Source organism: Corynebacterium neomassiliense, from assembly GCF_900626215.1.
GTDB lineage: Bacteria > Actinomycetota > Actinomycetes > Mycobacteriales > Mycobacteriaceae > Corynebacterium > Corynebacterium neomassiliense.
This window is the reverse complement of sequence record NZ_LR131106.1, coordinates 514,172-539,315: the sequence shown is the minus strand read 5'-3', so window position 1 is coordinate 539,315 and position 25,144 is coordinate 514,172. Positions and strand designations below refer to the sequence as shown.

Here is a 25,144-nt window from a genome sequence, read left to right as displayed (position 1 = left end):
GACGGGAACCACTCCGACACCGTCCGGAAGTAACGGGGGATCTTCTTACTAGTTGACGGTCGCGGAGGTGATCCGGACTTCCTGCGCAGGCTTGCCGTCGCCGCCGTTGTCGGCGTTGGCGTCCTTGTTCTCGTCGATGACCTTGTCGAGGGTCTTCAGGCCGTCCTCGGTGACGGTGCCGAAGATCGTGTAGTCGTTGGTCAGCTGGGACTGGTCGTCGACCAGGAAGAACTGGGAACCGTTGGTGTTCTTGCCGGAGTTCGCCATGGCCAGCACCCCACGCTTGTACAGGCCCTGGTCCTCGACCTTCTCTCCGTTGTCACCCCACACCGGGTACTCGTCGGGGAAGGAGAATCCCGGTCCTCCTGAACCCGAACCGGTCGGGTCACCGCACTGCAGGATCTTCATCCCCTCAGAGACGACCACACGGTGGCAGATCGTGTCATCGTAGAACTTCTCCTCCACAAGGTGCTGGATCGCATTCGCGGCACACGGCGCCTGGGCGTGGTCGAGGGTGATGCCGATGTTCCCCTGGTTCGTCGCCAGGGTCACCGCCGTGGTGCCCTCGGTGGACATTCCGTCGGTGGAGGGCAGGGAGACCTGCTTCGCGGCGTCCCCCGTGTCGGTGTACGTGCACGCCTGGGGGCCCTCAGCCTGTGTCGTCGTGGCGGCAGCGTCGGTGGCGTCGGTGGCGTCGGCGACTGTGTCGGAGGAGTCGTCGCGGGTGACGGCGAACCAGATACCACCGACGAGGACGACGAGGACCACGACTGTGGCGGCGACGACCCCGAGCGGACGCATCTTCTCCCGGCGTGACCGGGACTTCAGCTCCTTGGCGAGTTTCTTCAGTGCCGCATCGCGGCGTGCGGAGTTGTCAGACAACGCTCGGGGCCTCTCTGATCGGGGAACAACGGTGAACTGCTACGGGTGTAGCTGCAACAGACGACCATTGTTCCATCCCCACCTGTGACAGGCCACAACCGGCTCGGTGACACCGCCCCCCGGTACCGGGGCCCGGCGGTAGCCTCGGAACCATGAACCCGCACACCGGCCCCCGCCCCGGCGCTCAGACCGGCCCGCACACCATCCCTGTCGTCGAGGTCCTGCCCACCGGACCGCTCGACATGAACTGTCTGGTCGTCCACGACGGCACACGCGCAACCGTCGTCGACCCCGGAATGGGGGCGGCGGACCGGATCCGTCGGCTGGTTTCCGACCGGGGACTCACCGTCGAACAGGTCCTGCTCACCCACGGCCACATCGACCATGTCCGTGACCTCCCCGAGATCCAGGAGGAATACGGCGTTCCCGCCTACATGCACCCGGACGACCGGCCCTGGCTCCTGCGCGAGACCCTCGACTCTCTCGGCGAGCTCGGCCAGATGCACGCCACCGACCGTATGCCCACGCCCCGGGTTCCCGCACCGGTCAACGACGGGGACACCCTCAGCGTCGCCGGCGTGGACTTCACCGCCCACCTCATGCCCGGGCACTCGCCGGGGTCCGTGATGTACCGCGGGACACTCGGCGGCACAACCGTCATCCTCGGCGGTGACGTCCTGTTCCGCGGGGGAGTGGGCCGCACCGACCTGCCCCTGTCCGACCCGCACGCGATGATGGACAGTCTGCGACGGATTCCGGAGATCTTCGATGACGCGGACATCGTCTACCCCGGCCACGGGCCGGCCACCACGGTCGGCCGGGAGAAGAAGGACAACGGGTTCCTGCGGTCCGTGGTGTGATACGTCAGTCACAGTCACAGCCACAGCCACGGTCACAGCCCGGGGCACGCGGTCACCGGGACGGTCCCGTCGACCCGCTATAGTTGACCGGCGTGACTGACACTGCGAAGAGTGCGAGAATCCAGCCGTTTTCCGCCCCCAAGGGCGTACCCGACTACGTGCCCCCGACGTCGGCGGACTTCCACGCCGTACGCAGCACCTTCGAGACCGTGATCCACAACTCCGGGTACGGGCACATCGAACTGCCCGTCTTCGAGGAGACCGGCCTGTTCGCCCGGGGAGTCGGCGAATCCACCGACGTCGTCTCCAAGGAGATGTACACCTTCAATGACCGTGGCGGACGCTCCGTCACCCTGCGTCCCGAAGGCACCGCCGGGGTGATGCGCGCCGTGATCGAGCACAATCTCGACCGCGGTCAGCTGCCGGTGAAACTGACCTACTCCGGACCGTTCTTCCGCTACGAGCGTCCCCAGGCCGGGCGCTACCGTCAGCTCCAGCAGGTCGGCGTGGAAGCCATCGGTGTCGACGACCCCGCTCTCGACGCCGAAGTGGTGTGCCTGGCGGACCGCTGCTACCGGGCTCTCGGGCTGACCGGGTACCGACTGGAGCTGACCAGTCTGGGGGACTCCACCTGCCGGCCCGAGTACCGCCGCAAACTCCAGGACTTCCTCTTCGCCCTCCCGCTCGACGAGGAGACCCGCCGGCGTGCCGAGATCAACCCCCTTCGCGTCCTCGACGACAAGCGCCCCGAGATCCGGGAGATGCTCGACGATGCTCCGCTGATGCCCGACCACCTGTCCCTGGAAGCCCGGGAGCACTTCGAGACCGTCACCGGCCTGCTCGACGACATGGGCGTGGAGTACACACTCAACCCCCGCCTGGTCCGCGGACTGGACTACTACACGAAGACCTGCTTCGAGTTCGTCCACGACGGACTCGGCGCCCAGTCCGGAATCGGCGGCGGCGGGCGTTACGACGGTCTCATGGCGCAGCTCGGCGGACAGGACCTCTCCGGTATCGGCTTCGGCCTCGGGGTCGACCGCACGCTGCTCGCACTCGAGGCCGAGGGTGTGTCGGCGACGGAAGGACGCCGCGTCGACATCTACGGTGTGCCCATGGGACACGAGGCGAAACGCAGACTCGCTGTGGTCATCGACCGACTGCGGCGCGCCGGGGTCAGCGCCGACATGGCCTACGGTGACCGTGGCCTCAAGGGTGCGATGAAGGGGGCCGACCGCGCCGGTGCCCGCTACGCCCTGGTGATGGGGGAGCAGGAGCTCGCCGACGGCACAGTCGTGCTGCGGGACCTGACCACCCGCGACCAGCACGAAGTCTCCCTCGAGGACGTGGTGCTCACCGTCCGCAGCGCCCTCGGCGTCGCCCCCCGCTGATCCCGCGCCCGACTCTGCGCCGTCCCTGCGCCGACCCCGCAGCGCCCCGGCCGGGCGTCCTACGAAATCTCTGCACGGTCCGTGCACCATCTCTGCCCGGTCACATCCTGAGCTCCGCCCGGTTCCTTCCCTGCACCACTGTTTCCCCAGCGTAAGGTGCACAACAGTGGCTCCCGCGCATCACCGGCACGTCATCTCCGGGCCATCCGGAACCCGCAGAACTCCGGTTTTCCCACACAGCGGGACGCCTGAGGTTCAGCTACGGTTGGCCGCGTACCGGTTCAACTGACACACAGCTGAAAGAGGGAACGCCTGTGAGCGGATCACAGAATAGTGCGCAGCAGTCAGCAGGGACCGGAGAGACCGACACTCCGCCGGAGAAACCCGCCCATTCCGCGGTGAACTGGCCGGTGTTCGGCACGGCCTCCGGCCTGATCGTGGCTTTCGTGCTGTGGGCATGGCTCGCCCCTGACGCCGCAGATGCGGTCATCAACAACGTCAAGAACTGGATCTCGGTCAACCTCGGCTGGTTCTACGTTCTCACCGCCGGCGCGGTGGTCGTCTTCGTCCTCATCATCGCCTTCAGACGCACCGGGAACACCAAGATCGGCCCGGACCATTCCCAGCCGAAGTTCGGCCTGTTCACCTGGGGTGCGATGCTCTTCGCGGCAGGAATAGGCGTGGACCTGATGTTCTTCGGCATCTCCGGTCCCGCGACCAACTACCTCACCCCGCCTGAAGGCGCGGAAATGTCCGACGAAGCTGCCCGGATGGCGCCCCTGTGGACCATGTTCCACTACGGAATACCGGGATGGGCCATGTATGCACTGATGGGGCTCGCTTTCGGACTGTTCGCCTACCGCTACCACATGCCGCTGAGCATCCGCTCAGCCCTCGCCCCCATTTTCGGACGCCGCATCCACGGTGGCACCGGTCACGCCGTGGAGATCGCGGCCTCCATCGGCACCGCATTCGGGATCTCGGTGTCACTGGGGATCGGGGTCGTGTTCATCAACTACGGGCTCTCCGAACTCTTCGGCATCCCCACCAGCACAGGCGTGCAGATCGGCCTCATCTGTCTGTCAGTGTTCATCACCATCCTGTCCACCGTCTCCGGGGTGGATAAAGGCATCAGGCGCCTGTCCGAACTCAACGTCTGGCTCGCCGTCGTACTCATGGTCTGGATCATCGTGATGGGCAGGACCAGTGAACTGCTCAACGCGCTGGTGCAGAACATCGGCGACTTCGTCGCTCGGTTCCCTTCGATGCTGATGAACACCTTCGCCTACACCGACGGGTCACCGGGCTACCCGGCCCAGGACTGGATGTCGGACTGGACCCTGTTCTTCTGGGCCTGGTGGATCGCCTGGGCCCCGTTCGTGGGCCTCTTCCTCGCCAGGATCTCCCGCGGTCGCACAGTGCGCCAGTTCGTCCTCGGCGTCCTCGTCATCCCCTTCGCCTTCATCGCGATGTGGATCTCCGTCTTCGGCAACGCCGCCCTCGGGTTCTTCCGGGACGGCGACGAAGAATTCCTCCACACCGCCGTCGACACCCCGGAGTCCGGCTTCTTCCTGCTGCTCCAGCAGTACCCGGGCGCCACCTTCTCCGTGTCCCTCGCCGTCATCACCGGCCTGCTGTTCTACGTCACCTCCGCCGACTCCGGCTCACTGGTGATGGCGAACATGACCTCGAAGGCCTCCGTCGACGACTCCGACGGACCACCCTGGCTGCGTATCGTGTGGGCGGTGATCACCGGCGCTTTGACCCTGGTGATGCTGCTCATCGGTGGGGTGTACACCCTCCAGTCCGCCACTGTGCTCATCGGACTTCCCTTCGCCTTCATCATGTACCTGCTGATGATCAGCGTCTGGCGGGTCCTGGCCGCAGAGGGGCACTCACTGGACTCCCGGGAAGTCTCCAGGATGAGGGCACTCATCGACCGCACCGGCGGAACCGGACCGGCCAGACTCGCCTGGCGCAGGCGTCTGAGACGCAGGATGAGTTTCCCCTCCGCCGCGGAGACGGAGAAGTACGTCGAAACTGTCGCAGCACCGGCGATCGAGGAGGTCGCCGAGGAACTCAAGGGCATGGGCCTGGACATCTCCTGCCACCGGGGCACCCACCCGGACTACCCGATCAGCTACGTGGACCTGGTCGTCAACTTCCCCGGGCAGAACGAGTTCAAGTACGAGGCGTATCCGGTGGCCTGCCAGGTCCCCAACTTCGCCGTGAACCTCAATGTGGACCACGACGTCTACTTCACCCTCGAGATCTTCTCGGCGACCGGGTCCCGTGGCCACGACATCCTCGGCTACACGAAAGAGCAGGTCATCACCGACGTACTGGACGCCTACGACGCCCACCTCGAATTTATGTCACTGTCGGGGGACCGGGGCACCCCCACCGGGGAGACCCAGGCACCTGTCCCCGAATTCTGGGCCGACGACAACTACGACGGCTCCGAGAGCAGCCCCGTCAGCACCGCAACCGGCACAGCTGAAGAAACCGGCAGGACCGGCACGACCGACACCGCCGTCAGGACCGGCACGACCGACACAGAAGGAGATAAGAAGGAATGAACGCAACCGACGATTCCACCGCACCGAAGACGCTCTACATCGACGGCCGGTGGGTCGCAGCCTCCGACGGCGGCACCAGGACCGTGATCTGCCCGGCCGACGGCACCACCGTGGGAACAGTCTCCGAAGCGACATCCGCGGACACGGAGAAGGCCGTGGCCGCCGCACGCCGTGCCTTCGACGCCGGAGAATGGTCCTCCACCCCGGCAGCCGAACGCGGTGACCTGCTGCTCGCCGTCGCCGACGCCGTCACCGCCCGCAAAGACGAGTTCGCCCGCGCCGAAGCCCTCGACACCGGCAAGAGACTCGTCGAAGCCGAAGGGGACATGGACGACATCATCAGCTGCTTCCGCTACTTCGGGAAGATCGCCGACCAGCACCCCGGACGCCTCGTCGACGCCGGAAGTCCCGCGGTGATCTCCCGGGTCGTCTACGAACCCGTCGGCGTGTGCGGTCTGATCACCCCCTGGAACTTCCCGCTGCTGCAGGCCAGCTGGAAAATCGCCCCCGCCCTCGCCGCCGGAGACACCTTCATCCTCAAGCCCGCCGAGCTCACCCCCCACACCGCCGTCCTCATCATGGACGTCCTCGACAAACTCGGACTGCCCGCCGGTGTGGGAAATCTGGTTCTCGGAGCGGGCGCGCAGGCCGGGGCACCCCTGTCCACCCACCCGGACGTCGATCTCGTCTCCTTCACCGGCGGCCTCGTCACCGGCCGGAAGATCGCCGAATCCGCGGCGCCCACCGTCAAGAAGGTCGCACTGGAGCTCGGGGGCAAGAACCCCAACGTCGTCTTCGCCGACGCCGACTTCGACGCCGCGGTCGACAACGCCCTCAACGCCGGTTTCCTCGACTCCGGCCTGGTGTGCTCGGCAGGAACCCGCCTGATCGTGCAGGACACCGTCAGAGACCGTTTCGTCGACGAACTGGTGCGCCGCGCCGAAGGCATCGTCCTCGGCGGCCCCTTCGACGAGGACGCCCAGGCCGGACCCCTGATCTCCCGCGACCACCTGGAGAAGGTCAGTGACTACGTCAGGCGTGGGATCGAGGCCGGGGCCACCCTGCGCTGCGGTGGTGAAGGGGGAGGACCCGGCCTGGAGAACGGTTTCTTCTACCGGCCGACAGTGCTCGACAACTGCACCGCCGACAACCCGGCCGTCATCGAGGAGGGCTTCGGCCCCGTCATCACCGTGGAGACCTTCTCCACCGAGGCCGAGGCTGTGGCGATCGCCAACGACACCGACTACGGACTTGCCGGGGCGGTGTGGACCTCTGACAGGGGAGTGGCCAACCGTGTCTCCCGGGCGCTGCGCCACGGGACCATCTGGATCAACGACTACCACCCCTACCTTCCGCAGGCCGAGTGGGGTGGATTCAAGGCGTCCGGCATCGGCCGGGAACTCGGCCCCACCGGGCTCGAGGAGTACCGGGAGGCCAAGCACATCTACGAGAACACCGAACCCGCCGTGACCGGCTGGTTCCCCACGAAGTAACAGGTGAGACGAGAACAGGGAGCACACATGCGTGAGAAGTACGACTACATCGTTGTCGGAGCCGGATCCTCCGGTGCCGTTGTCGCGGCCCGGCTCAGCGAGGACCCCTCCGTCACCGTGGGACTCGTCGAAGCCGGACCCACCGATGTGGACAAACCGGAGATCCTCAACCTCCACGAGTGGCCCGCACTGCTCGAATCCGGCTACGACTGGGACTACCCGATCGAACCGCAGGAGAACGGAAACTCCTTCATGCGGCACGCCAGAGCGAAGGTCCTCGGCGGCTGTTCCTCCCACAACTCCTGCATCGCCTTCCATACTCCCGCCCAGGACCTGGACCACTGGGTGAGCCTCGGCGCAGCCGGCTGGGACTCCGCCACGGTCCTGCCGCTGCTCCGACGGCTGGAGGACAACGACCGGCCGGGAGACCACCACGGCCACGGCGGGCCCGTGCACCTGCGCTCGGTCCACCCCAAGGACCCGGTCGGAGTGGCACTGCTGGAAGCCTGCGAGGAGGAGGGGCTGCCGGTCACCCCGTTCAACGAGGGAGAGACCGTCAGTCACGGTGCCGACTGGTTCCAGATCAACGCCGGAGACGACAACATCAGGGCGTCCTCCTCGGTCGCCTACCTGCACCCGGTGATGGACCGGGAGAACCTCGACATCCTCACCGACCGGCGGGTCTCGCGGATCCTGTTCGACGGTGACCGGGCCGTGGGAATCGAATACCTCGACAACCCCTTCGGGCGTCTGAAGACTCTCCACGCCGAGCGCGAGGTGATCGTCTCCGCAGGGGCGATCGACAGCCCCAAACTGCTCATGCTCTCCGGCATCGGCCCCGCCGACCACCTCAGGGAGTTCGGCATCGACGTCCTCGTCGACGCACCAGGGGTCGGATCGAACCTGCAGGACCATCCGGAGGCGGTGATCTCGTGGGAGTCGACGGTCCCGATGCTGCGGGACGCCAGCCAGTGGTGGGAGATCGGTATCTTCGACGAGGTCGACGAGGGCGGCGCCGACGGGCTGGGACTGCCGGACCTGATGATGCACTACGGGTCCATGCCCTTCGACATGCACACCCGTCGTCAGGGATACCCCACCGCCGACGAGGCCTTCTGCCTCACCCCGAACATCACCCACTCCCGCGCACGCGGCACCGTCAGGCTGCGTTCCGCCGACTACCGGGACAAGCCGAAGGTCGACCCACGCTACTTCACCGACGAGGAAGGCTACGACATGCGCATCGCCGTGGCCGGGATCAGGCTGGCCCGCCGCATCGTCGCCCGCCCGGCGATGGCCCCCTACGCCGGGCGCGAACTCTTCCCCGGCCCTGACGTCCAGTCCGACGAGGATATCGCCGACTACATTTCACGCACCCACAACACCGTGTACCACCCTGCCGGCACTGTCCGGATGGGTGACCCCGGTGACACGATGTCACCCCTTGACCCGCAGCTGAGGGTCAAGGGGGTGCAGGGGCTCCGTGTCGTGGACGCCTCGGTCATGCCGCAGCTCACCGCGGTGAACCCCAACATCACGTGCATGCTCATCGGGGAACGTGCAGCAGACCTGATCCGGGGATGATCCGGGCCTGATCCGGGGACGACCGGGGGACAGGATACCCCGGGTCCGGGGAGGACCGGGGCGTCCTACCTGGTGAAGTCCTGGTGGCAGGAGTCCACGGTCCCTCCCTGGTAACCCTGCAGGAACCACTGCTGGCGCTGCTCAGACGAACCGTGGGTCCAGTTGTCAGGGTTGACCGCGGAGCCTGAGGAGCGTTGGATCGCATCGTCACCGATGGCCTGCGCGGAGATGATGGCCTGCGAGACCTGCTCATCGGTGAGCGGGTCAAGCATCGCGTTCTCACCGGAGTCCGCGTGACTGGCCCAGACCCCCGCATAGCAGTCCGCCTGCAGCTCGATCTTCACGGCATTCGAATCCTCACCGGCGTTGTCGTAGTCGGACAGACCGATGGTCCCCTGGAGATTCTGGATGTGGTGCCCGAACTCGTGCGCCACCACATACATCTGGGCGAAAGGTCCGTCGGAGCCGCCCATCTGCTTGAGCTGGGCGAAGAAGTCGTCACCGATGTACACCGTGCGGTCACCGGGACAGTAGAACGGGCCGGTCCGGGCCGTGGACGCCGTACCGCATCCGGTGTTCACCGTCCCGTCGCCGATCTTCACCGCAGGTTCCGTGTAGGTGATGCCCGTCTGGGCCGGCAGGATCTGCGACCACACAGCGTCGAGGGACACTGCGGTGCCCTCGATACGGCAGTCGTCGTAGGCGTTGGCGTCCTGCCAGGTACGGCAGTGCTCCAGGGAACTGCCCGACGCCGCGGTACCCGACCCTCCGGACCCACCCGGGGTGCCGGTGGAACCACCGTCGGAGAACAGGCCCGTGCCCCCTCCCGCAAAGAACGCGACCGCCGCGACAACGATGATGCCCGGGAGTCCGAACTTCGAGCCGACGATCCCCATGATCAGTCCCAGCAGTCCGTTGCCCCCGCCGCGGTTGCCGCCCCCGAAACCGAATCCGCCGCCACCACCGGCGCCGCCGCCCGAGGACGCCCGGTCACCCAGTCCGTTGAGGTTGGAGTTGAAGGTCATGGGGGAAGTGTAGCGGGCAGGGCAGGAGTGTTGTCATGTCCGGCCGACGCCATGGTCGCCCCGGAACCCAGGGCCGACCACACGCGCAGCCGGGCCACACTCGCAGCTGGTCACACACGCACCTCTGCGACAGAGGTCCGGATGAAGTCCTTGACCACGTCCACGTCATTGGACAGGGCCGTGACATGCCTGGGTGCGGACAGGATGTCCCGGAAACGTGCGGGAGTCATCGAATCCGGCTCACTGCCCAGTGCCTCTCGGATCGTGTCCGCGAACTTCACCGGCAGGGCCGTCTCCAGGCAGACCACCGGGGCCGCGTCCGGATGGGAGGCGAGGAAGTCTCTGGCCACCTTCACCCCGTCGGCCGTGTGCGGGTCGACGAGCACGCCCGCCTGCTCCCAGCACGACCGGATGGTCGCCAACCTGTCGGCGTGAGTCGACGACCCCGAAGCGAAACCGAAGGTCTTGTCCACCTCCGGGAAGGCAGGGTCGCCGGCCAGGGAGAAACCGCCGGAGGGAACCCCGGTGCCGAAAAGCTCGGCCGTGCGTGAGGCGTCCCGTCCCAGAAGGTCGAAGATGAACCGCTCGAAGTTCGACGCCTTCGAGATATCCATCGACGGGCTCGAGGTGGCCAGGGTCTCCGCCGAGGTGCGGACCCGGTAGTCGCCGGTGCGGAAGAACTCGTCGAGGACGTCGTTCTCGTTCGTCGCGACAATGAGCCGGTCGATCGGTACCCCCATCTGGCGGGCGATGTGACCGGCGCAGATGTCCCCGAAGTTTCCCGTGGGCACGCAGAAGGACACCTTCTCGCCGGGGCCGGACGTGGCCCGCAGCCAGCTGGAGACGTAGTAGACCACCTGGGCCATCAACCGGGCCCAGTTGATCGAGTTCACCGCCCCGATGTGGTACTCGGCCTTGAACGCGGCATCCGAGGACACGGCCTTGACCACGTCCTGGCAGTCGTCGAAGACCCCGTCCAGGGCGATGTTGAAGATGTTCGGGTCATCCAGGCCGAACATCTGCGCCTGCTGGAACGGTGTCATCCGGCCTGCCGGGGTGAGCATGAACACCCTCACGCCCGGCCTGCCCCGCATGGCGTACTCGGCGGAGGAACCTGTGTCCCCGCTGGTGGCACCAAGGATGTTGATCGTCTGCCCGCGCTCGGCGAGGACATACTCGAAAAGCTCCCCGAGAAGCTGCATGGCCATGTCCTTGAACGCCGCCGTGGGCCCCTCGGACAGGTGCGCGATCTTCACTCCCGGCTCCAGATCGGTCACCGGCACGATCTGCTCGGAGGCGAACTTCGGGGTGGAGTAGGCCCGGGCGGTCATGGCCCGGATCTCCCCGACAGGGATGTCGTCGACAAACAGGGCCACAACCTCGGCTGCCAGGGCCGCGTACCCCTGCGACGCCAGGAGACCCCGCCAGGTCTCCAACGTCGAGGAACTGACACGCGGATACTCCTGCGGCAGGTACAGGCCCCCGTCCGGTGCCAGGCCGCCGAGAAGGATGTCGGAGAAGGACACCGGGGTGGCCCGGGCGTCTCGCGTGGAGATGTATTTCATGGTCCCAGCCTACCGAGTGCCCGGACGTGACCGCCGCCCCGGGCGTCCCCGGGTCACCAGTAGCATCGTCACCTGTGCGAGTCATGCTGATCACCAACCCTTTCGCGACCACGACCAGCAGTGCCGGCCGTGACCGTCTGTACGAGTCCTTGTCCGCCCGACACAGTGTGGAACTCGTCGCCACCACCCGCCGCGGCCACGCCACCGAACTCGGTGCCCTGGCCGCCGGAACCTTCGACGCCGTCGTGGTCAACGGAGGTGACGGTTCAGTCAACGAAGTGGTCAACGGCATGCTCGGCGCACCTGACAGAACCGACCGGCCCGCAGCAGGTGACCTGCCGGCCCTCGGCGTCATCCCGGGCGGCAACGCCAACGTCTTCGCCCGTGCCCTCGGCATCGACCCGGACCCCGTGCGGGCCGCCGCCCAGCTCGCCACGGGACTCGACCGCGGGACCCGACGGCCCGTCAGCCTCGGGCACACCCTCGGACGCTGGTTCCTGTTCACCGCGGGAACCGGGCTGGACGCCACAGTGATCCGGCGCATGGAACAGCTGCGGGCCACAGGACGCCGGGTCACCGACCTGCGCTACGTGACCACGGCCCTGGGCACCTTCCTTTCTCCCGCCCACCCTTCACCGACCTTCACCGTGGACATGCCCGGCAGGACCGTGGAAGAAGTGAGATTCGGATTCGTCAGCAACACCAGCCCGTGGACCTACCTGGGGCCCCTCGCCCTGCGGACCAACCCGGGTACCGACCTCGACCACGGACTCGGGGTGGCCGCACTGACCTCACTGGCGGTGGTGCCCACCCTCGTCCTGGCCGGCAGGCTGCTCACCGGGTCCCGCAACCCACGGTCGGCCCACCTGGTGCGCGAGGACGACGTTCCCACCGTACGTTTCACCGGGACCTCGCCCGCCGACGTGCAGATCGACGGGGACTACGTCGGCAGGCACAGCCGACTGGACTTCGGATGCGTCCCCGGGGCACTGGACGTCATCGCCCCGGCCCCGGCCTCCTTCCGGTGAAACCGGCATCCACCAGCTGAATTGCGCCCCTGTCAGACCGGGGCCTATAGTATCCGACTGTTGCGCGGCGAGGCCGTCGCCACCGGCGCCATTAGCTCAATTGGCAGAGCAGCTGACTCTTAATCAGCGGGTTCGGGGTTCGAGTCCCTGATGGCGCACCACATGACCCGGCCCGGGGGGGGAAGACGGGCAGGATCAACCGGATGCAGTCGGGGCAGAAACCCCGGAACCAGGGACGGAGGGGGAGCGGATGGTCCAGGGGCCGACCCATGCCATGTCCGGAGCTGCCGCGGGACTCGCACTGGCAACCACCCTGCCGACCGCCTGGGGCGGCGCCACCGGTGTGCCCGAGATCCTCTGCTACGCCGGCATCACCGCCGGGGCCGCACTTCTGCCGGACCTCGACGCACCCGGCTCGACCGTCTCGAGGTCCTTCGGCTTCGTCACCGGGGTCCTCTCCCGCACCGTCGCGGCCGTCAGCGTCCTCGTCGTCAACGCCACGGGCACCCGAAGGGACACCCGCGTCACCGGTGCACACCGGACGGCGACCCACACCGTCTGGTTCGCCCTCCTCGCCGGAGCATGTGCGTGGGCGGCCGGAGGAGTGGCGGGGGAACGAGGCGTCACCGTCATGCTCGTCTTCTTCGCAGGACTGGCCCTACGCGGTCTGTTCCCGGAATGGAGCTCGGCCAGGGGTGGACCCGTGGTCGTCCTCGTCGCCGTCGCAGCAGGAGTCGCCGCCTACCTCACGGTCCCCGCACTGCAGACACCGCTGCTGCCGGCCTCGGCCGTGACCGCCGGAGTACTGGCACACCTGGCAGGGGACGCCCTGACGAAGACCGGGGTCCCGCTGACCTCGCCGCTGATACCGCGGAAAGGACGCCGGTGGTGGAACTGGACCCTGCCCCCGGCACTCACGGTCACGACCTCCGGAGTCGCGGACCGGGCGCTGTGCCTGGTCTTCACCGCGCTCAGCGGGTGGCAGCTGGTGCTGGTACTCATGGAGGCATGACCACCGGAAGGTCGTCGACGGACATCCTCGTCGACGGACATCTCACCAGACTCAAATGGCACCGGGCCCGGCGGACATCCACCGACACCCCTTTCACCCTCGCCCGCATCACCGAAGGTCTGCGCGAGGGGGCGAGCGTGGAGATCGACGTGAGGGTCAGTGCTGACGGCGTCCCTGAGATCCGCCATGACCCCGTCCGACGGTGGCGCCGACGACAGCCGGCACCGGCACTGTGCACTCTCGCCGACGCCCGCACCACCGGTACAGCTCCCGGTGCCGGGGAGGACACCGGCGGACAGTTTCCGTCCACCGCCCTGCTGCAGCTCGACATCAAAGACAACGCGTCCGTCATGACCCCGGCGAACGCCCGGCGGACAGCCGGGGCCGTCGGGGCACTGGCGTCACACGTCATCGTCTCCGGAACCGACCCTCGCGCCGCGGCCACGGTGGCCCGGCAGGACCCGCGGTTCAGACTGGGGCACGACCCCTGCACCCGGCGGGCGGTACTGCGCCTGCGACGCACCGCAGACATCGCCCGTTTCGTCGGCGACGCCCTCGACGCCCAGCCTTCCGCGGACACCGTCTACCTCGACCACCGGATCATCCTTGCTGCGGCCGGTCGCGGACACGACATCGTCGCCGATTTCCACGCCGCAGGAAAACTCGTGGACGCCTACACCCTGACGGGCCCCGACGAGACAACTCTCGCGCAGGCCCGCGTCCTGCTGGAACTGCGGGTCGACCAGATCACCACCGACGACCCCGACGGGTTCGCCCGGTCGCTCGCCTGAGCCGGCCCCGAGAGACACCGACCGTATTCGTCGGGCGGCAGCCGGCACGCGGCAGACAGGGCAGTCCTCAGATCCGGCCGGCGAACTTCAGGTCGCTGCCCAGGCGGGCCAGGAGCAGGCCGATCACCGACTGCATGCTCACGACGGTGGCGCCGATACCGGTGACCCAGGCGCCCGGTTCACCGGCCGCCAGACCGTAGACGATCGCGCAGACCGCCACGACCGCCGACACGACCAGCACGACCTGGTTGGCAACCCAGAAGAAGCGGTACACGTCCCTGCGGTCCAGCGGGGTGACGATGGTGTCCTCGACGGACAACTGGTCGGGGATTCCGTCCGAGTCACGCGGGGCACCGTCGTCCGGGCCCCGGGAGGCAGGGCTGCGTCCCGTTCCGCTGTCCGGGGTATCTGCTGGAAGGTTCTCGGCCATGACCCCACGGTAGCGGCTGCCCGGCGGAAACGTCGGGGCCGGGTCACCCGGTACACCCACCCCCGACCACCCGGGAGGCGGGGGAGTACGCTCGAGGGTCGACATGCGCGCACCCTGCCGCCGGGAACCCCGGAGGACGTGCGCCGGTGACAGCCGGGGAGGCCTCTGTGGAGCGCCGCTCCTTCAACCAGATCCGAAAGGACAACGCGACGTGCTGCGGACGCATCTGTGTGGCGACCTTCGCTCCGACGACAGCGGGAAGGAGGTCACACTCACCGGGTGGGTCGCCCGGCGACGTGACCACGGCGGGGTGATCTTCATCGACCTGCGTGACCGCTCCGGCCTGGCCCAGGTGGTCTTCCGCGACAGCGAGGTCGCCGAACGCGCCCATGACCTGCGCAGCGAGTACTGCATCAGGGTCACGGGAATCGTCGAGGACCGGCCCGAGGGCTCCGAGAACCCGAACCTCGCCTCCGGCGACGTCGAGGTCAACGTCAGCTCCCTGGAGATCCTAAACGAGTCGGCGCCCCTGCCCTTCCAGATCGAGGACTCCTCGGGAGGGGAGGTCGGTGAAGAAGCCCGCCTGAAGTACCGCTACCTCGACCTGCGCCGCGAACGGCAGGCCGGAGCCCTGAGACTTCGGTCCCGGGTCAGCCAGGCGGCCCGCGGCGTCCTTCTCGACGAGGACTTCACCGAGATCGAGACCCCGACCCTGACCCACTCCACCCCCGAGGGCGCACGGGACTTCCTCGTCCCCGCCCGTCTGCGGCCCGGCTCGTTCTACGCCCTCCCGCAGTCCCCCCAGCTGTTCAAGCAGCTGCTCATGGTCGCCGGGATGGAGCGGTACTTCCAGATCGCCCGCTGTTACCGTGACGAGGACTTCCGCGCCGACCGGCAGCCCGAGTTCACCCAGCTCGACGTGGAGATGAGCTTCGTTGACCAGGAGGACATCATCTCCCTGGCAGAGAAGATCCTCGTCGCCGTGTGGCGGCAGATCGGCTACGAGATCCCCACACCGATCCCCAGGATCACCTACGCCGACGCCATGAGGCGCTACGGTTCGGACAAGCCGGACCTGCGCTTCGACATCGAGATCACCGAGTGCACCGACTTCTTCGCGGAAACCTCGTTCCGGGTCTTCAGGGCCCCCTACGTCGGCGCGGTCGTCATGCACGGCGGAGCCTCCCAGCCCAGGCGCACCCTCGACGCCTGGCAGGACTGGGCCCGGCAGCGCGGTGCCAAGGGCCTGGCCTACATCCTCGTCGGTGAGGACGGCACCCTCTCCGGCCCGGTGGCCAAGAACATCACCGACGCCGAACGCGCGAACATCGCGGCCCACGTCGGAGCGGAACCAGGTGACTGCATCTTCTTCGCCGCCGGTGACGTGAAGCCCTCCCGCGCCCTGCTCGGTGCCGCCCGCGGCGAGATCGCCGAACGCCTCGGCCTGATCAGGGAAGGTGACTGGGCGTTCACCTGGGTCGTCGACGCGCCCATGTTCGAGCCGGCCGCGGACGCCACCGCCTCCGGGGACGTCGCGCTCGGCCACTCCTCGTGGACCGCCGTGCACCACGCGTTCACCTCTCCGAAGCCGGAGTGGATGGACAGCTTCGACACCAACCCGGGTGAGGCCACCGCCTACGCATACGACATCGTCTGCAACGGCAACGAGATCGGCGGCGGATCGATCCGTATCCACCGCCGTGACGTCCAGGAGCGGGTCTTCGCCGTCATGGGCATCACCGAGGAGGAGGCACGGGAGCAGTTCGGCTTCCTCCTGGACGCCTTCGCCTTCGGTGCCCCGCCGCACGGCGGCATCGCCTTCGGCTGGGACCGGATCGTGTCGCTGCTCGGAGGATTCGACTCGATCCGCGACGTCATCGCCTTCCCGAAGTCCGGTGGCGGAGTCGACCCCCTGACCGATGCCCCGGCGCCGATCACCGCCCAGCAGCGCCACGAGGCGGGCCTTGACGCCCGACCGGGCAGGACCGGGGCGAAGAAACAGGACACGGTGGCCGGTGCCGCCGGAGCCGACTAGCCCATCCGGCCGGAGTCACCGACGGGTCACCCGGCCCGCCCCGGCCACATCCGACCACCTGCCTGAAGGAGCCGACGTGCTGAGTACCGACACCGTCCTCGACAGAGCGACCCACCTGCTGGGCCGCAGGTTCGGAGGCACCCCGGAGCTCACCCACCCCGAGGACCTCGGGGGTTCCAGTGACTCACTGGTCCTGCGGGCGAAGGTCACCCCGAACCCGTTCCTGCAGCAGCGGTCTGTCGTCATCAAGCAGCTGCCCGCCCTCGCCGAAGGGACACCACCGGAGGCCGAGGCGAATGCCGCGATGATCAGGGAAGTCGTCGCCTACCAGTACACCAACACCCTGCCCTCCGAGAATCGTCCCGGACCGCTGCTGCTCGCCCACGACATCGACGAGCGCATCATCGTGCTCTCTGACGCAGGCACCGGAGAGAGCTTCGCGGACATTCTCGTCCGTGAGGACGCCGCGCAGCGCGCCTCCGCCCTGCGAAAACTGGGCCGCGCACTGGGCCGTATGCAGGTGGCGACCGCAGACGGTGAGGAGTCCTTCGCCACCCTCAACCGCCGCCAGTACACCCGCCACGGGCTGCCCCTCGGACAGGTCGGTGAACGTGACGTCGACGTCGCGGCACTGGTCACCCAGGGCCTCGACCTGCTGGAGGGCAGCGGGGTGGAGATCCCCGACGCGGTCGTCGACTTCGCCCGGGAGGCCGGTCACCGGCAGCAACGCTCCAGTCTGCGGGCCTTCACCCCCTTCGACCTCACCCCGGACAACATCATGCTGTCCGACCAGGTCGTCTTCCTGGACTTCGAGTGGGCGGGATTCCGTGACATCGTCTTCGACGTCGCCTGCGTCATCGCCGGATTCCCCCACGACATCTCCACGCCGCTGCTCGACGAGGACGAGGCGAACGAGTTCATCGACGCCTGGGCGTCCGAGGTTGTCTCGGTGTGGCCGGAGGTCCGCGACCACCACCAGCTCACCGAGGCACTGATGACCTCCCTCATCGGCTGGACACTGATGAGCCTGTCCCTGCTCTACCACGGCACCCTGGCGGTCATCGCCGGAGCCGACACCCCCACCGACGGGGCACGCCAGCTCGACCGCCTTCCCGAGACCCACCTGGCGGACTTCGCCACCACCGTCGAATCGGTCCGTCGCTTCGCCACGACCGCCGCCACCTCCGCGACCGGAGCGGACGCGGGCAGGGACGGCAGTGACACCCTCGGCCGGTACACCCGGGTCGCGCTCTTCGCCAGCAGTCTGCTGGAGCGTCTCGCCGAACTCGGGGCAGTGCCCCAGACAAGGAGCCGGCTCCGGTCACGCTGACCGCGCCGGAATCACAGCATCATGGGCGAGGGACTCTTCGAGGTCGGATCCTCCGGACACGGCACCCCGGAACACGGCGCAGGCCGGGAGCCCCGCCGCCGGGCAGCGGACCCTGCACCGCCCTCACGCTCCGCCGAATCCTACTTCCACCCCGGTGCCCATGCCCCGCTGGCGGTGAGGATGCGCCCCCGGACCCTCGACGAGGTCGTCGGCCAGGAGCAGGTCCTCGGTGAGGGAGCCCCGCTGCGCCGTCTGATTGAGGGGCGCGGTGAATCCTCGGTCATCCTCTACGGACCACCCGGGACGGGGAAGACGACCGTCGCCTCCCTCATCGCCGGAACGTCCGGGCACCGCTTCGAGGCACTGTCCGCACTGAACTCCGGGGTGAAGGAGGTCCGGGCGGTCATCGACACAGCCCGGCGCATGCTTGTCGACGGTGTGTCGACCGTGCTGTTCATCGACGAGGTGCACAGGTTCTCCCGCACCCAGCAGGACGCCCTGCTCTCCGCCGTCGAGAACCGTACGGTCCTGCTCGTCGCGGCGACGACCGAGAACCCGAGCTTCTCCGTGGTCGCGCCCCTGCTGTCCCGGTCCCTGCTCGTCCAGCTCACCCCGCTGGCACCCGCGGACATCGCCACTCTGCTGCGGCGGGCGGTGGACGACCCCCGCGGTTTCGGCGGCTCGGTGACCCTCACCGACGAAGCCTGCGACCGTCTCACCGCCCTGGCCGCAGGTGACGCACGCAGGGCACTGACCTACCTCGAGGCGGCCGCGGAGACCGTCCAGGACAGTGGCGGGGAGATAACCGTCGAGACCGTCGCGCTGTCCACGGACCGGGCCGTCGCCCGCTACGACCGTGACGGGGACCAGCACTACGACATCGTCAGTGCCTTCATCAAGTCCATCCGTGGCTCGGACCCGGACGCCGCACTCCACTACCTCGCCCGGATGATCGACGCGGGGGAGGACCCGCGTTTCATCGCCCGCCGCCTGGTCATCCACGCCTCCGAGGACATCGGCATGGCCGACCCCACGGCCCTCCAGATCGCCGTCGCCGCCCATCAGGCGGTGAGTTTCATCGGCATGCCGGAGGGCAGGATCCCGCTGGCCCAGGCGACGGTCCATCTGGCCACCGCGGCGAAGTCGAATTCGGTGATCACCGCCGTCGACGCCGCCCTCGCCGACGTGCGGGCGGGGAAGGGCACCGTCGTGCCACCCCACCTGCGTGACGGCCACTATTCCGGGGCGGAGGGACTCGGTAACGCCGTGGGATACCGGTACCCCCACGACGATCCCCGTGGCGTCCTCGCGCAGGACTACCTTCCGGAGGATCTGGCTGGCGCCCGCTACTACGAACCCACCGACCACGGGCGGGAACGCCAGATCTCCGCAACCCTGGACACCCTGCGCAGTATCGTCCGCGACGGCAGGTAGACTGGGCAACCGGCAAATCACCGACTCATCCAGACCAACATCCAGACCAACCCAGAGACACAGCAAGAAGGTTCCGTCAACGTGCAGACGCATGAGATCCGCGAGCGATTCATCAACCACTTCGTCAAGGCGGGGCACACCGAGGTTCCCAGCGCCTCGCTCATCCTCGACGATCCGAACCTGCTCTTCGTCAACGCCGGCATGGTGCCCTTCAAGCCCTACTTCCTCGGCCAGCAGAACCCGCCGTTCCCCAACGGCACCGCCACCTCCATCCAGAAGTGCGTGAGGACCCTCGACATCGAGGAGGTGGGCATCACCACCCGGCACAACACCTTCTTCCAGATGGCGGGGAACTTCTCCTTCGGGCAGTACTTCAAGGAAGGTGCCATCACCCACGCCTGGACCCTGCTCACCGGATCTCTGGAGGACGGCGGATTCGGGCTGGACCCTGACCGTCTCTGGGTCACCGTGTACCTGGACGATGACGAGGCCGCACAGATCTGGCACGAGAAGATCGGCGTGCCCGAGGAACGTATCCAGCGCCTCGGGATGGCGGACAACTACTGGTCCATGGGTATCCCCGGCCCCTGCGGGCCATGCTCCGAGATCTACTACGACCGTGGCGAGGAGTACGGCCGCTACGGTGGACCCGTCGTCGACGACACCCGCTACATCGAACTGTGGAACCTCGTGTTCATGCAGAACGAGCGCGGCAGGGGCATCGGCAAGGACGACTTCGAGATCCTCGGCCCGCTGCCGAAGAAGAACATCGACACCGGCATGGGTGTCGAACGGGTGGCCTGCATCCTGCAGAATGTCGAGAACGTCTACGAGACCGACCTCCTCGCCCCCGTCATCCGCGTCGCCGAGAAGCTCACCGGCGCGACCTACGGCCGCAGCGAGTCCCTCGCCGCTGACGGTGACACGACCTCGGCGGCCTATCATGCCGCCCACACCGACGACATCCGCTTCCGTGTCATCGCCGACCACTGCCGTACCGGTCTGATGCTCATCCTGGACGGCGTCACCCCCGGCAACGAAGGTCGCGGCTACATTCTGCGCCGCCTGCTGCGCCGCATCATCCGCTCCGCACGCCTGCTCGGCGCCACCGGAGTGACCATGGAGAAGCTCATGGACACCGTCCGTGAGACCATGACCCCCTCCTACCCGGAGATCGCCGACAACTGGGAGCGTATCCGCGCCGTCGCCGTCGGAGAGGAGACCGCCTTCCTCAAGACCCTCGAATCCGGCACCCGCCTGTTCGAGGAGGCAGCCGCAAAGGTCCGGGCCGGCGGTGGTACGGAGCTCGGGGGAGAGGCCGCCTTCTCCCTCCACGACACCCACGGATTCCCCATCGACCTGACGGTCGAGATGGCCGCGGAATCGGGTCTGACCGTCGACCGGGAGGGCTTCGACGCCCTCATGGCAGAACAGAAGGCCCGCGCCAAGGCAGACAACCGCGCCAAGAAGCACGCCCACGCCGACGTCTCCGTCTACCGTCCCTTCGTCGACAACCACCCCACGGTCTTCCTCGGCTACACGTCCACCGAGGCTGAGGCCACGGTCCTCGGGATCGTCGCCGACGGCGCCCTGGTCGACCGGGCAGGGGAGGGCAGTCAGGTCCAGATCATCCTCGACAGCACACCGTTCTACGCGGAGTCCGGCGGGCAGCTCGCCGACCGTGGCACAATCACCGGTACCGGCGGAGCGGCACAGGTCGACGACGTGCAGAAGACCGGTAAGAAGGTGTGGCTGCACAGTGTCACCGTCACCGGCGGGGAACTGGCCGTCGGGCAGCGCGTCACCGCGAAGGTCGACCACGCGTGGCGTCACCGCGCCCGCCAGGCGCACTCCGGCACCCACCTCATCCACGCGGCACTGCGACAGGTCCTCGGCCCCACAGCCGTGCAGGCCGGTTCCATGAACCGGCCCGGTTACCTGCGCTTCGACTTCAGCTACGGCAGGCAGCTCACCGAGGACCAGCTGCGCCGGATCGAGTTCATCGCCAATGAGGCGGTGGACGCCGACTACACCGTCAACACCGTCGAGACGGACCTCGACGAGGCGAAGAAGATGGGTGCGATGGCCCTGTTCGGCGAGAACTACGGTTCCCGCGTCCGGGTCGTCGAGATCGGTGGTCCCTTCTCCATGGAACTGTGCGGAGGAACCCACGTGGGCCACTCCTCCCAGATCGGCCCGGTGGCTGTGCTCGGAGAGTCTTCCGTCGGTTCAGGGATCCGTCGCATCGAGGCGTACACGGGGGTGGACTCCTTCCGCTTCCTGTCCTTCCAGCACCAGCTGTCCGACTCCCTCGCGACCCGCCTGCGGGTCCCTGCGGAGGAGCTCCCGGACCGCGTGGACGCCCTGACCTCCCGACTGCACGAGGTCGAGAAGCGGCTGACCCAGCTGCGTGCCGCTGAGCTGACCGCGAAGGTCGGTGACTATGTCCGCGCCGCGGTCAACGTCGGGGACCTGCGGGTCGTCGCCGCGCGCGTGCCCGACGGTGTGTCCTCCGGTGACCTGCGCACCCTCGCCAACGAGGCGAAGGGACGCTTCGGTGCCGACGCCGCGGTCGTGTTCTTCATCTCCTCCGACAGCGGGTCAGGCAAGGTCCCCTTCATCGCCGCGGCCACGGACGCGGCCGTGGAGTCGGGGGTCAGTGCCGGAGAGATCGTGAAGACCGTCGCTCCGTACGTCGGCGGACGGGGCGGCGGCAAGCCTGCGATGGCCCAGGGCTCCGGTTCGGACACCACGGGTATCGACGCCGCCGTCGCCGCGGTGAAGGACGTCGTCGCCACCTCGGCGAAGTAGGGACGGGGCGAGGAGTGAACGCACACGCCGACGACCGGTCCCGTCCCGCCCCGGTACCCGACCGGCCCGGGGACGATGACGCCGGCAGGGGCCGCAGGCTCGGCCTCGACATCGGGACGGTCCGCATCGGGGTGTCACTGTCCGACCCGGACGGTATCCTCGCCACCCCTCTGGAGACCGTCCAGGCTGACCGGAGTTCCGGAGCGTGGCCCGGTGAGGAGTTCGGTCGTGTCCTCGAACTCGTCGAGGAGAACTTCGTCGTCGAGGTGGTGGTCGGTCTGCCGGTGACCCTGCGTTCCCGCCGTACCGCCTCAACCCGACGTGCGGAGAACTATGCGGACCGTCTGCGGCGTCATCTCGATATCCCGGTGAGGCTCGTCGACGAGCGCATGTCGACGATGGCGGCGTCCAACGCGATGCACGCCTCCGGGGTGAACGAGAAGAAGGGCCGGTCCCGGATCGACCAGGCCGCCGCCGTCCACATTCTGCAGGGTTGGCTTGACGCCAGGAAGGCGTATCTGGCCCGTACAGAGGCCTCAGATAACGATCTGTGATCATTTCGTGCGAGAATGATCGCCGGAGAATGCAGCACCCCTTGTGAGCACCACCGTGCTCCGGAAAGGCGCGGAGACTTTCAGTAATGCCACGAACAACTACAACTGAGCCGAAGTACCGCCGGCGTCGCCAGTGGTCCTTCGCCCTGGCGACCGCCCTCGCGATCCTCCTCGTCTTCGTCGTCGTCTACGTCTACTGGCAGCGCGAAGTTGTCGGGACCAGGGACTATGAGGGGGAGGGGAACGGGTCGGTGGTGCTCGTGCGTGTCGAGGAGGGGGACACGGTCTCCGGGCTCGTCCCGCGTCTGCTCGACGAGGACGTCGTCGGCTCCCGGTCGGCGATCATCAGCGCCGCCGAGGACGCCGAACGCACCGGAGAGGTCCGTGACCTGCAGGCCGGGTACTACGCGCTGCAGCAGAAAATGTCCGCGTCCTCCGCCCTCAGGGCACTCACCGACGACAACCGTCGCCTTGGCGTCATCGACGTACCCAACGGGCTCACCCTCGACGACACCGCCGTCGTCGGCGGGGAGGTGCGCACCGGGATCCTGTCGATGATTGCCGCGAACTCCTGCCGGGACGGCCTCACCGACGGTCTGGACACCTGCGTCAGCGTCGACGAACTCCACCAGACCATCGCGGACACCGACCCGGCGGAACTCGGCGTCCCCGACCGGGCGGTCGCCGACGTGAACTCCCGCGGGGCCGACGGTCGCCGCATCGAGGGCCTGATCTCCCCGGGCGTCCACCTGTTCGACCCGACGTCGGGTCCGCAGGAGATCCTCCGCGAGCTGGTCACCTCCTCAGCGCGCCAGTACGAGGGCACCGGCCTGGTCCAGATGGCCTCCACCGTCGGTCTGAGCCCTTACCAGGTGCTCACCGCCGCATCGCTGGTGGAGCGGGAAGCCCCCGCAGGTGACTTCGACAAGGTCGCCCGGGTGATCCTCAACCGCCTCAACGAGAATCAGATGCTGCAGTTCGACTCCACCGTCAACTACGACCTTGACGCCCAGGAGGTCGCCACCACCGACGCCGACCGTGAACGGCTCACACCGTGGAACACCTACGCCAGGGAAGGGCTGCCGGCGACCCCGATCGCCTCACCGGGTGTGGAGGCGCTGCAGGCCATGGAACACCCGGCCGACGGTGACTGGCTCTATTTCGTGACCGTCGACAAGAACGGCACGACGGTGTTCAACCGTGACTTCGCCGCCCATGAGGCGGCCATCGCGGAGTCCCGTGCGAACGGGGTCCTCGACAGTGCCCGCTGATATGCCCGCTGAGAAGCCCGCTGATGTGCCCGGCGGGACAGCCGGTCAGACGTTCACCGTCGATGAATTCCTCGGGCTGGCGCGGTCGCTCGACCCCGCACAGGTCCGCCTGTGCGCGGTCCTGGGACGACCCGTCGCGCATTCCCTGTCCCCGGTGATCCACCATCGGGCAGCCCGGGGCAACCCCCATTTCCGGTACGTGCGCGTCGAGGCCGGGGACACCGCTGAACTGCGGGAACTGACCTCCGCCGCCCCCGCGTGTGTCGGCGGCTACTCGGTCACGATGCCGGGTAAGCCGGTGGCACTTCAGATCGCGGACACAGCCTCAGCCCGCGCCAGAGCAGTCGGCGCCGCCAACACCCTCACCCCGGTACGTGACGGCAGGGGACGGCCCACCGGGCGGTGGTCCGCGGAGAACACCGACGTCGACGGGGTGACGACCTGCCTCAACTCGGTGCTGGGGGACGCCGTGCCTGAGCGTGCCGTGGTCGTCGGAAACGGCGGGACCGCCCGCCCCGCCGTCGCTGCTCTCGTGGCCCGCGGGGGACGGCACATCTGTGTCGCCGCCCGTTCGGAGCGGGCCCTGGGGCTGCGCAGCCTCGTCGAAGGCGGTACAGGGGATGAGGGGGAGTCCCGGACCGGTGCCACCTTCTCCTGGGTCCGGCTGGATTCCCCGGAGCTTCCCGGGGTCTGTGAGGACGCCGGAGTCCTGGTCTCCACGGTGCCGGAGGCTGCAGCGGGGGAGCATGCCGGTGACCTTGCGCTGGCCGGAGCGGTCGTCGACGTCATCTACGATCCGTACCCCACCCGCCTGATGTCCGCTGCAGGGTCGCTCGGCAGGCCTGTCGCCGACGGTCTGCTGATGCTGGCGGGTCAGGGGGCCGAACAGTTCCGGTTGTTCACCGGCTCCACCGCGTCTGTGTCGACGATGTATTCTGCACTCAGGGAACACCTCCGGCTGGACTGACGGTCACCGGCAGTCAGGGTCTGTCAGGGTCGTCTCTTCTACAGCTCTGACGCCGCCGACGGAGACGAGAATGGTGACTTCCGCGGGGGCACCGGCCCTATA

The 25,144-nt window shown here is 67.8% G+C and carries 19 protein-coding genes and 1 tRNA gene; 16 read left to right on the top strand and 4 right to left on the bottom strand.

The features are described from left to right. Positions 1-48: 48 nt before the first annotated feature. A complete protein-coding gene (locus E0E18_RS02390) occupies positions 49-882 on the bottom strand; it encodes a peptidylprolyl isomerase (protein ID WP_130839234.1) in 834 nt (277 codons plus the stop codon). A 152-nt stretch (positions 883-1,034) separates the two neighbouring features. Between E0E18_RS02390 and E0E18_RS02385 the strand changes: the two genes are divergently transcribed. The 5 genes from E0E18_RS02385 to E0E18_RS02365 all read left to right on the top strand — a co-directional run bounded on the left by E0E18_RS02385 (position 1,035) and on the right by E0E18_RS02365 (position 8,789). Continuing rightward, positions 1,035-1,742: an MBL fold metallo-hydrolase gene (locus E0E18_RS02385; RefSeq protein WP_130839233.1), complete on the top strand. Its 708-nt coding sequence runs from the start codon at positions 1,035-1,037 to the stop codon at positions 1,740-1,742. Between the two features lie 92 nt (positions 1,743-1,834). Continuing rightward, entirely contained in the window at positions 1,835-3,133 is a 1,299-nt protein-coding gene (gene hisS, locus E0E18_RS02380) for a histidine--tRNA ligase (protein WP_130839232.1), read from the top strand. A 398-nt stretch (positions 3,134-3,531) separates the two neighbouring features. Further along, positions 3,532-5,712, top strand: coding sequence for a choline BCCT transporter BetT (betT, locus tag E0E18_RS02375; protein ID WP_237559782.1), 2,181 nt, complete (start codon positions 3,532-3,534; stop codon positions 5,710-5,712). Next, positions 5,709-7,205, top strand: coding sequence for an aldehyde dehydrogenase family protein (locus E0E18_RS02370; RefSeq protein WP_110481381.1), 1,497 nt, complete (start codon positions 5,709-5,711; stop codon positions 7,203-7,205). The genes betT and E0E18_RS02370 overlap by 4 nt, the downstream gene beginning before the upstream one ends. 27 nt (positions 7,206-7,232) lie before the next feature. After that, positions 7,233-8,789 (top strand): GMC family oxidoreductase, encoded by a 1,557-nt coding sequence (locus E0E18_RS02365; protein ID WP_110481382.1) that lies wholly within the window; start codon positions 7,233-7,235, stop codon positions 8,787-8,789. 65 nt (positions 8,790-8,854) lie between these two features. Here the strand turns inward: E0E18_RS02365 and ypfJ are convergent, their stop codons facing one another. Together ypfJ and thrC are read right to left on the bottom strand one after the other, a co-directional pair. Further along, positions 8,855-9,814 carry a KPN_02809 family neutral zinc metallopeptidase gene (gene ypfJ / locus E0E18_RS02360; protein WP_110481383.1) on the bottom strand — a complete coding sequence of 320 codons (960 nt, stop codon included), beginning with the start codon at positions 9,812-9,814 and terminating at the stop codon, positions 8,855-8,857. 110 nt (positions 9,815-9,924) lie between these two features. Continuing rightward, positions 9,925-11,379 (bottom strand): threonine synthase, encoded by a 1,455-nt coding sequence (gene thrC, locus E0E18_RS02355; RefSeq protein WP_130839230.1) that lies wholly within the window; start codon positions 11,377-11,379, stop codon positions 9,925-9,927. 74 nt (positions 11,380-11,453) lie between these two features. Between thrC and E0E18_RS02350 the strand changes: the two genes are divergently transcribed. The 4 genes from E0E18_RS02350 (at position 11,454) to E0E18_RS02335 (ending at position 14,210) form a co-directional block, all read left to right on the top strand. After that, a complete protein-coding gene (locus tag E0E18_RS02350) occupies positions 11,454-12,407 on the top strand; it encodes a diacylglycerol/lipid kinase family protein (RefSeq protein WP_130839229.1) in 954 nt (317 codons plus the stop codon). 85 nt (positions 12,408-12,492) lie between these two features. Beyond that, a tRNA-Lys gene (locus E0E18_RS02345) sits at positions 12,493-12,568 on the top strand. A gap of 89 nt (positions 12,569-12,657) precedes the next feature. Further along, positions 12,658-13,419, top strand: coding sequence for a metal-dependent hydrolase (locus E0E18_RS02340; protein WP_066588653.1), 762 nt, complete (start codon positions 12,658-12,660; stop codon positions 13,417-13,419). After that, positions 13,416-14,210, top strand: a complete 795-nt coding sequence (locus tag E0E18_RS02335) for a glycerophosphodiester phosphodiesterase (protein ID WP_130839228.1) — start codon at positions 13,416-13,418, stop codon at positions 14,208-14,210. Before E0E18_RS02340 ends, E0E18_RS02335 begins: the two co-directional genes overlap by 4 nt. Before the next feature lie 67 nt (positions 14,211-14,277). On the opposite strand, the gene E0E18_RS02330 is transcribed toward E0E18_RS02335, so the two are convergent. Next, positions 14,278-14,640, bottom strand: a complete 363-nt coding sequence (locus E0E18_RS02330) for a hypothetical protein (protein ID WP_237559599.1) — start codon at positions 14,638-14,640, stop codon at positions 14,278-14,280. 211 nt (positions 14,641-14,851) lie between these two features. Between E0E18_RS02330 and aspS the strand changes: the two genes are divergently transcribed. From aspS to E0E18_RS02295, 7 genes are all read left to right on the top strand, one after another. Next, positions 14,852-16,675 (top strand): aspartate--tRNA ligase, encoded by a 1,824-nt coding sequence (gene aspS / locus E0E18_RS02325; RefSeq protein ID WP_130839227.1) that lies wholly within the window; start codon positions 14,852-14,854, stop codon positions 16,673-16,675. Between the two features lie 76 nt (positions 16,676-16,751). After that, on the top strand, positions 16,752-18,005 hold the full coding sequence (locus tag E0E18_RS02320; protein ID WP_130839226.1) for a phosphotransferase: 1,254 nt from the start codon (positions 16,752-16,754) through the stop codon (positions 18,003-18,005). A 21-nt stretch (positions 18,006-18,026) separates the two neighbouring features. Continuing rightward, positions 18,027-19,439, top strand: coding sequence for a replication-associated recombination protein A (locus tag E0E18_RS02315; protein ID WP_130839225.1), 1,413 nt, complete (start codon positions 18,027-18,029; stop codon positions 19,437-19,439). A gap of 81 nt (positions 19,440-19,520) precedes the next feature. Beyond that, positions 19,521-22,250 carry an alanine--tRNA ligase gene (alaS, locus tag E0E18_RS02310; RefSeq protein WP_130839224.1) on the top strand — a complete coding sequence of 910 codons (2,730 nt, stop codon included), beginning with the start codon at positions 19,521-19,523 and terminating at the stop codon, positions 22,248-22,250. 14 nt (positions 22,251-22,264) lie between these two features. After that, positions 22,265-22,804: a Holliday junction resolvase RuvX gene (gene ruvX / locus E0E18_RS02305; protein ID WP_066588669.1), complete on the top strand. Its 540-nt coding sequence runs from the start codon at positions 22,265-22,267 to the stop codon at positions 22,802-22,804. Between the two features lie 86 nt (positions 22,805-22,890). Further along, the gene (gene mltG, locus E0E18_RS02300) at positions 22,891-24,075 is read left to right on the top strand and encodes an endolytic transglycosylase MltG (RefSeq protein WP_130839223.1); all 1,185 of its coding nucleotides are present in this window, start codon (positions 22,891-22,893) and stop codon (positions 24,073-24,075) included. Between the two features lies 1 nt (position 24,076). Beyond that, a complete protein-coding gene (locus tag E0E18_RS02295; protein WP_130839222.1) occupies positions 24,077-25,042 on the top strand; it encodes a shikimate dehydrogenase in 966 nt (321 codons plus the stop codon). The last annotated feature ends 102 nt before the right edge of the window (positions 25,043-25,144 follow it).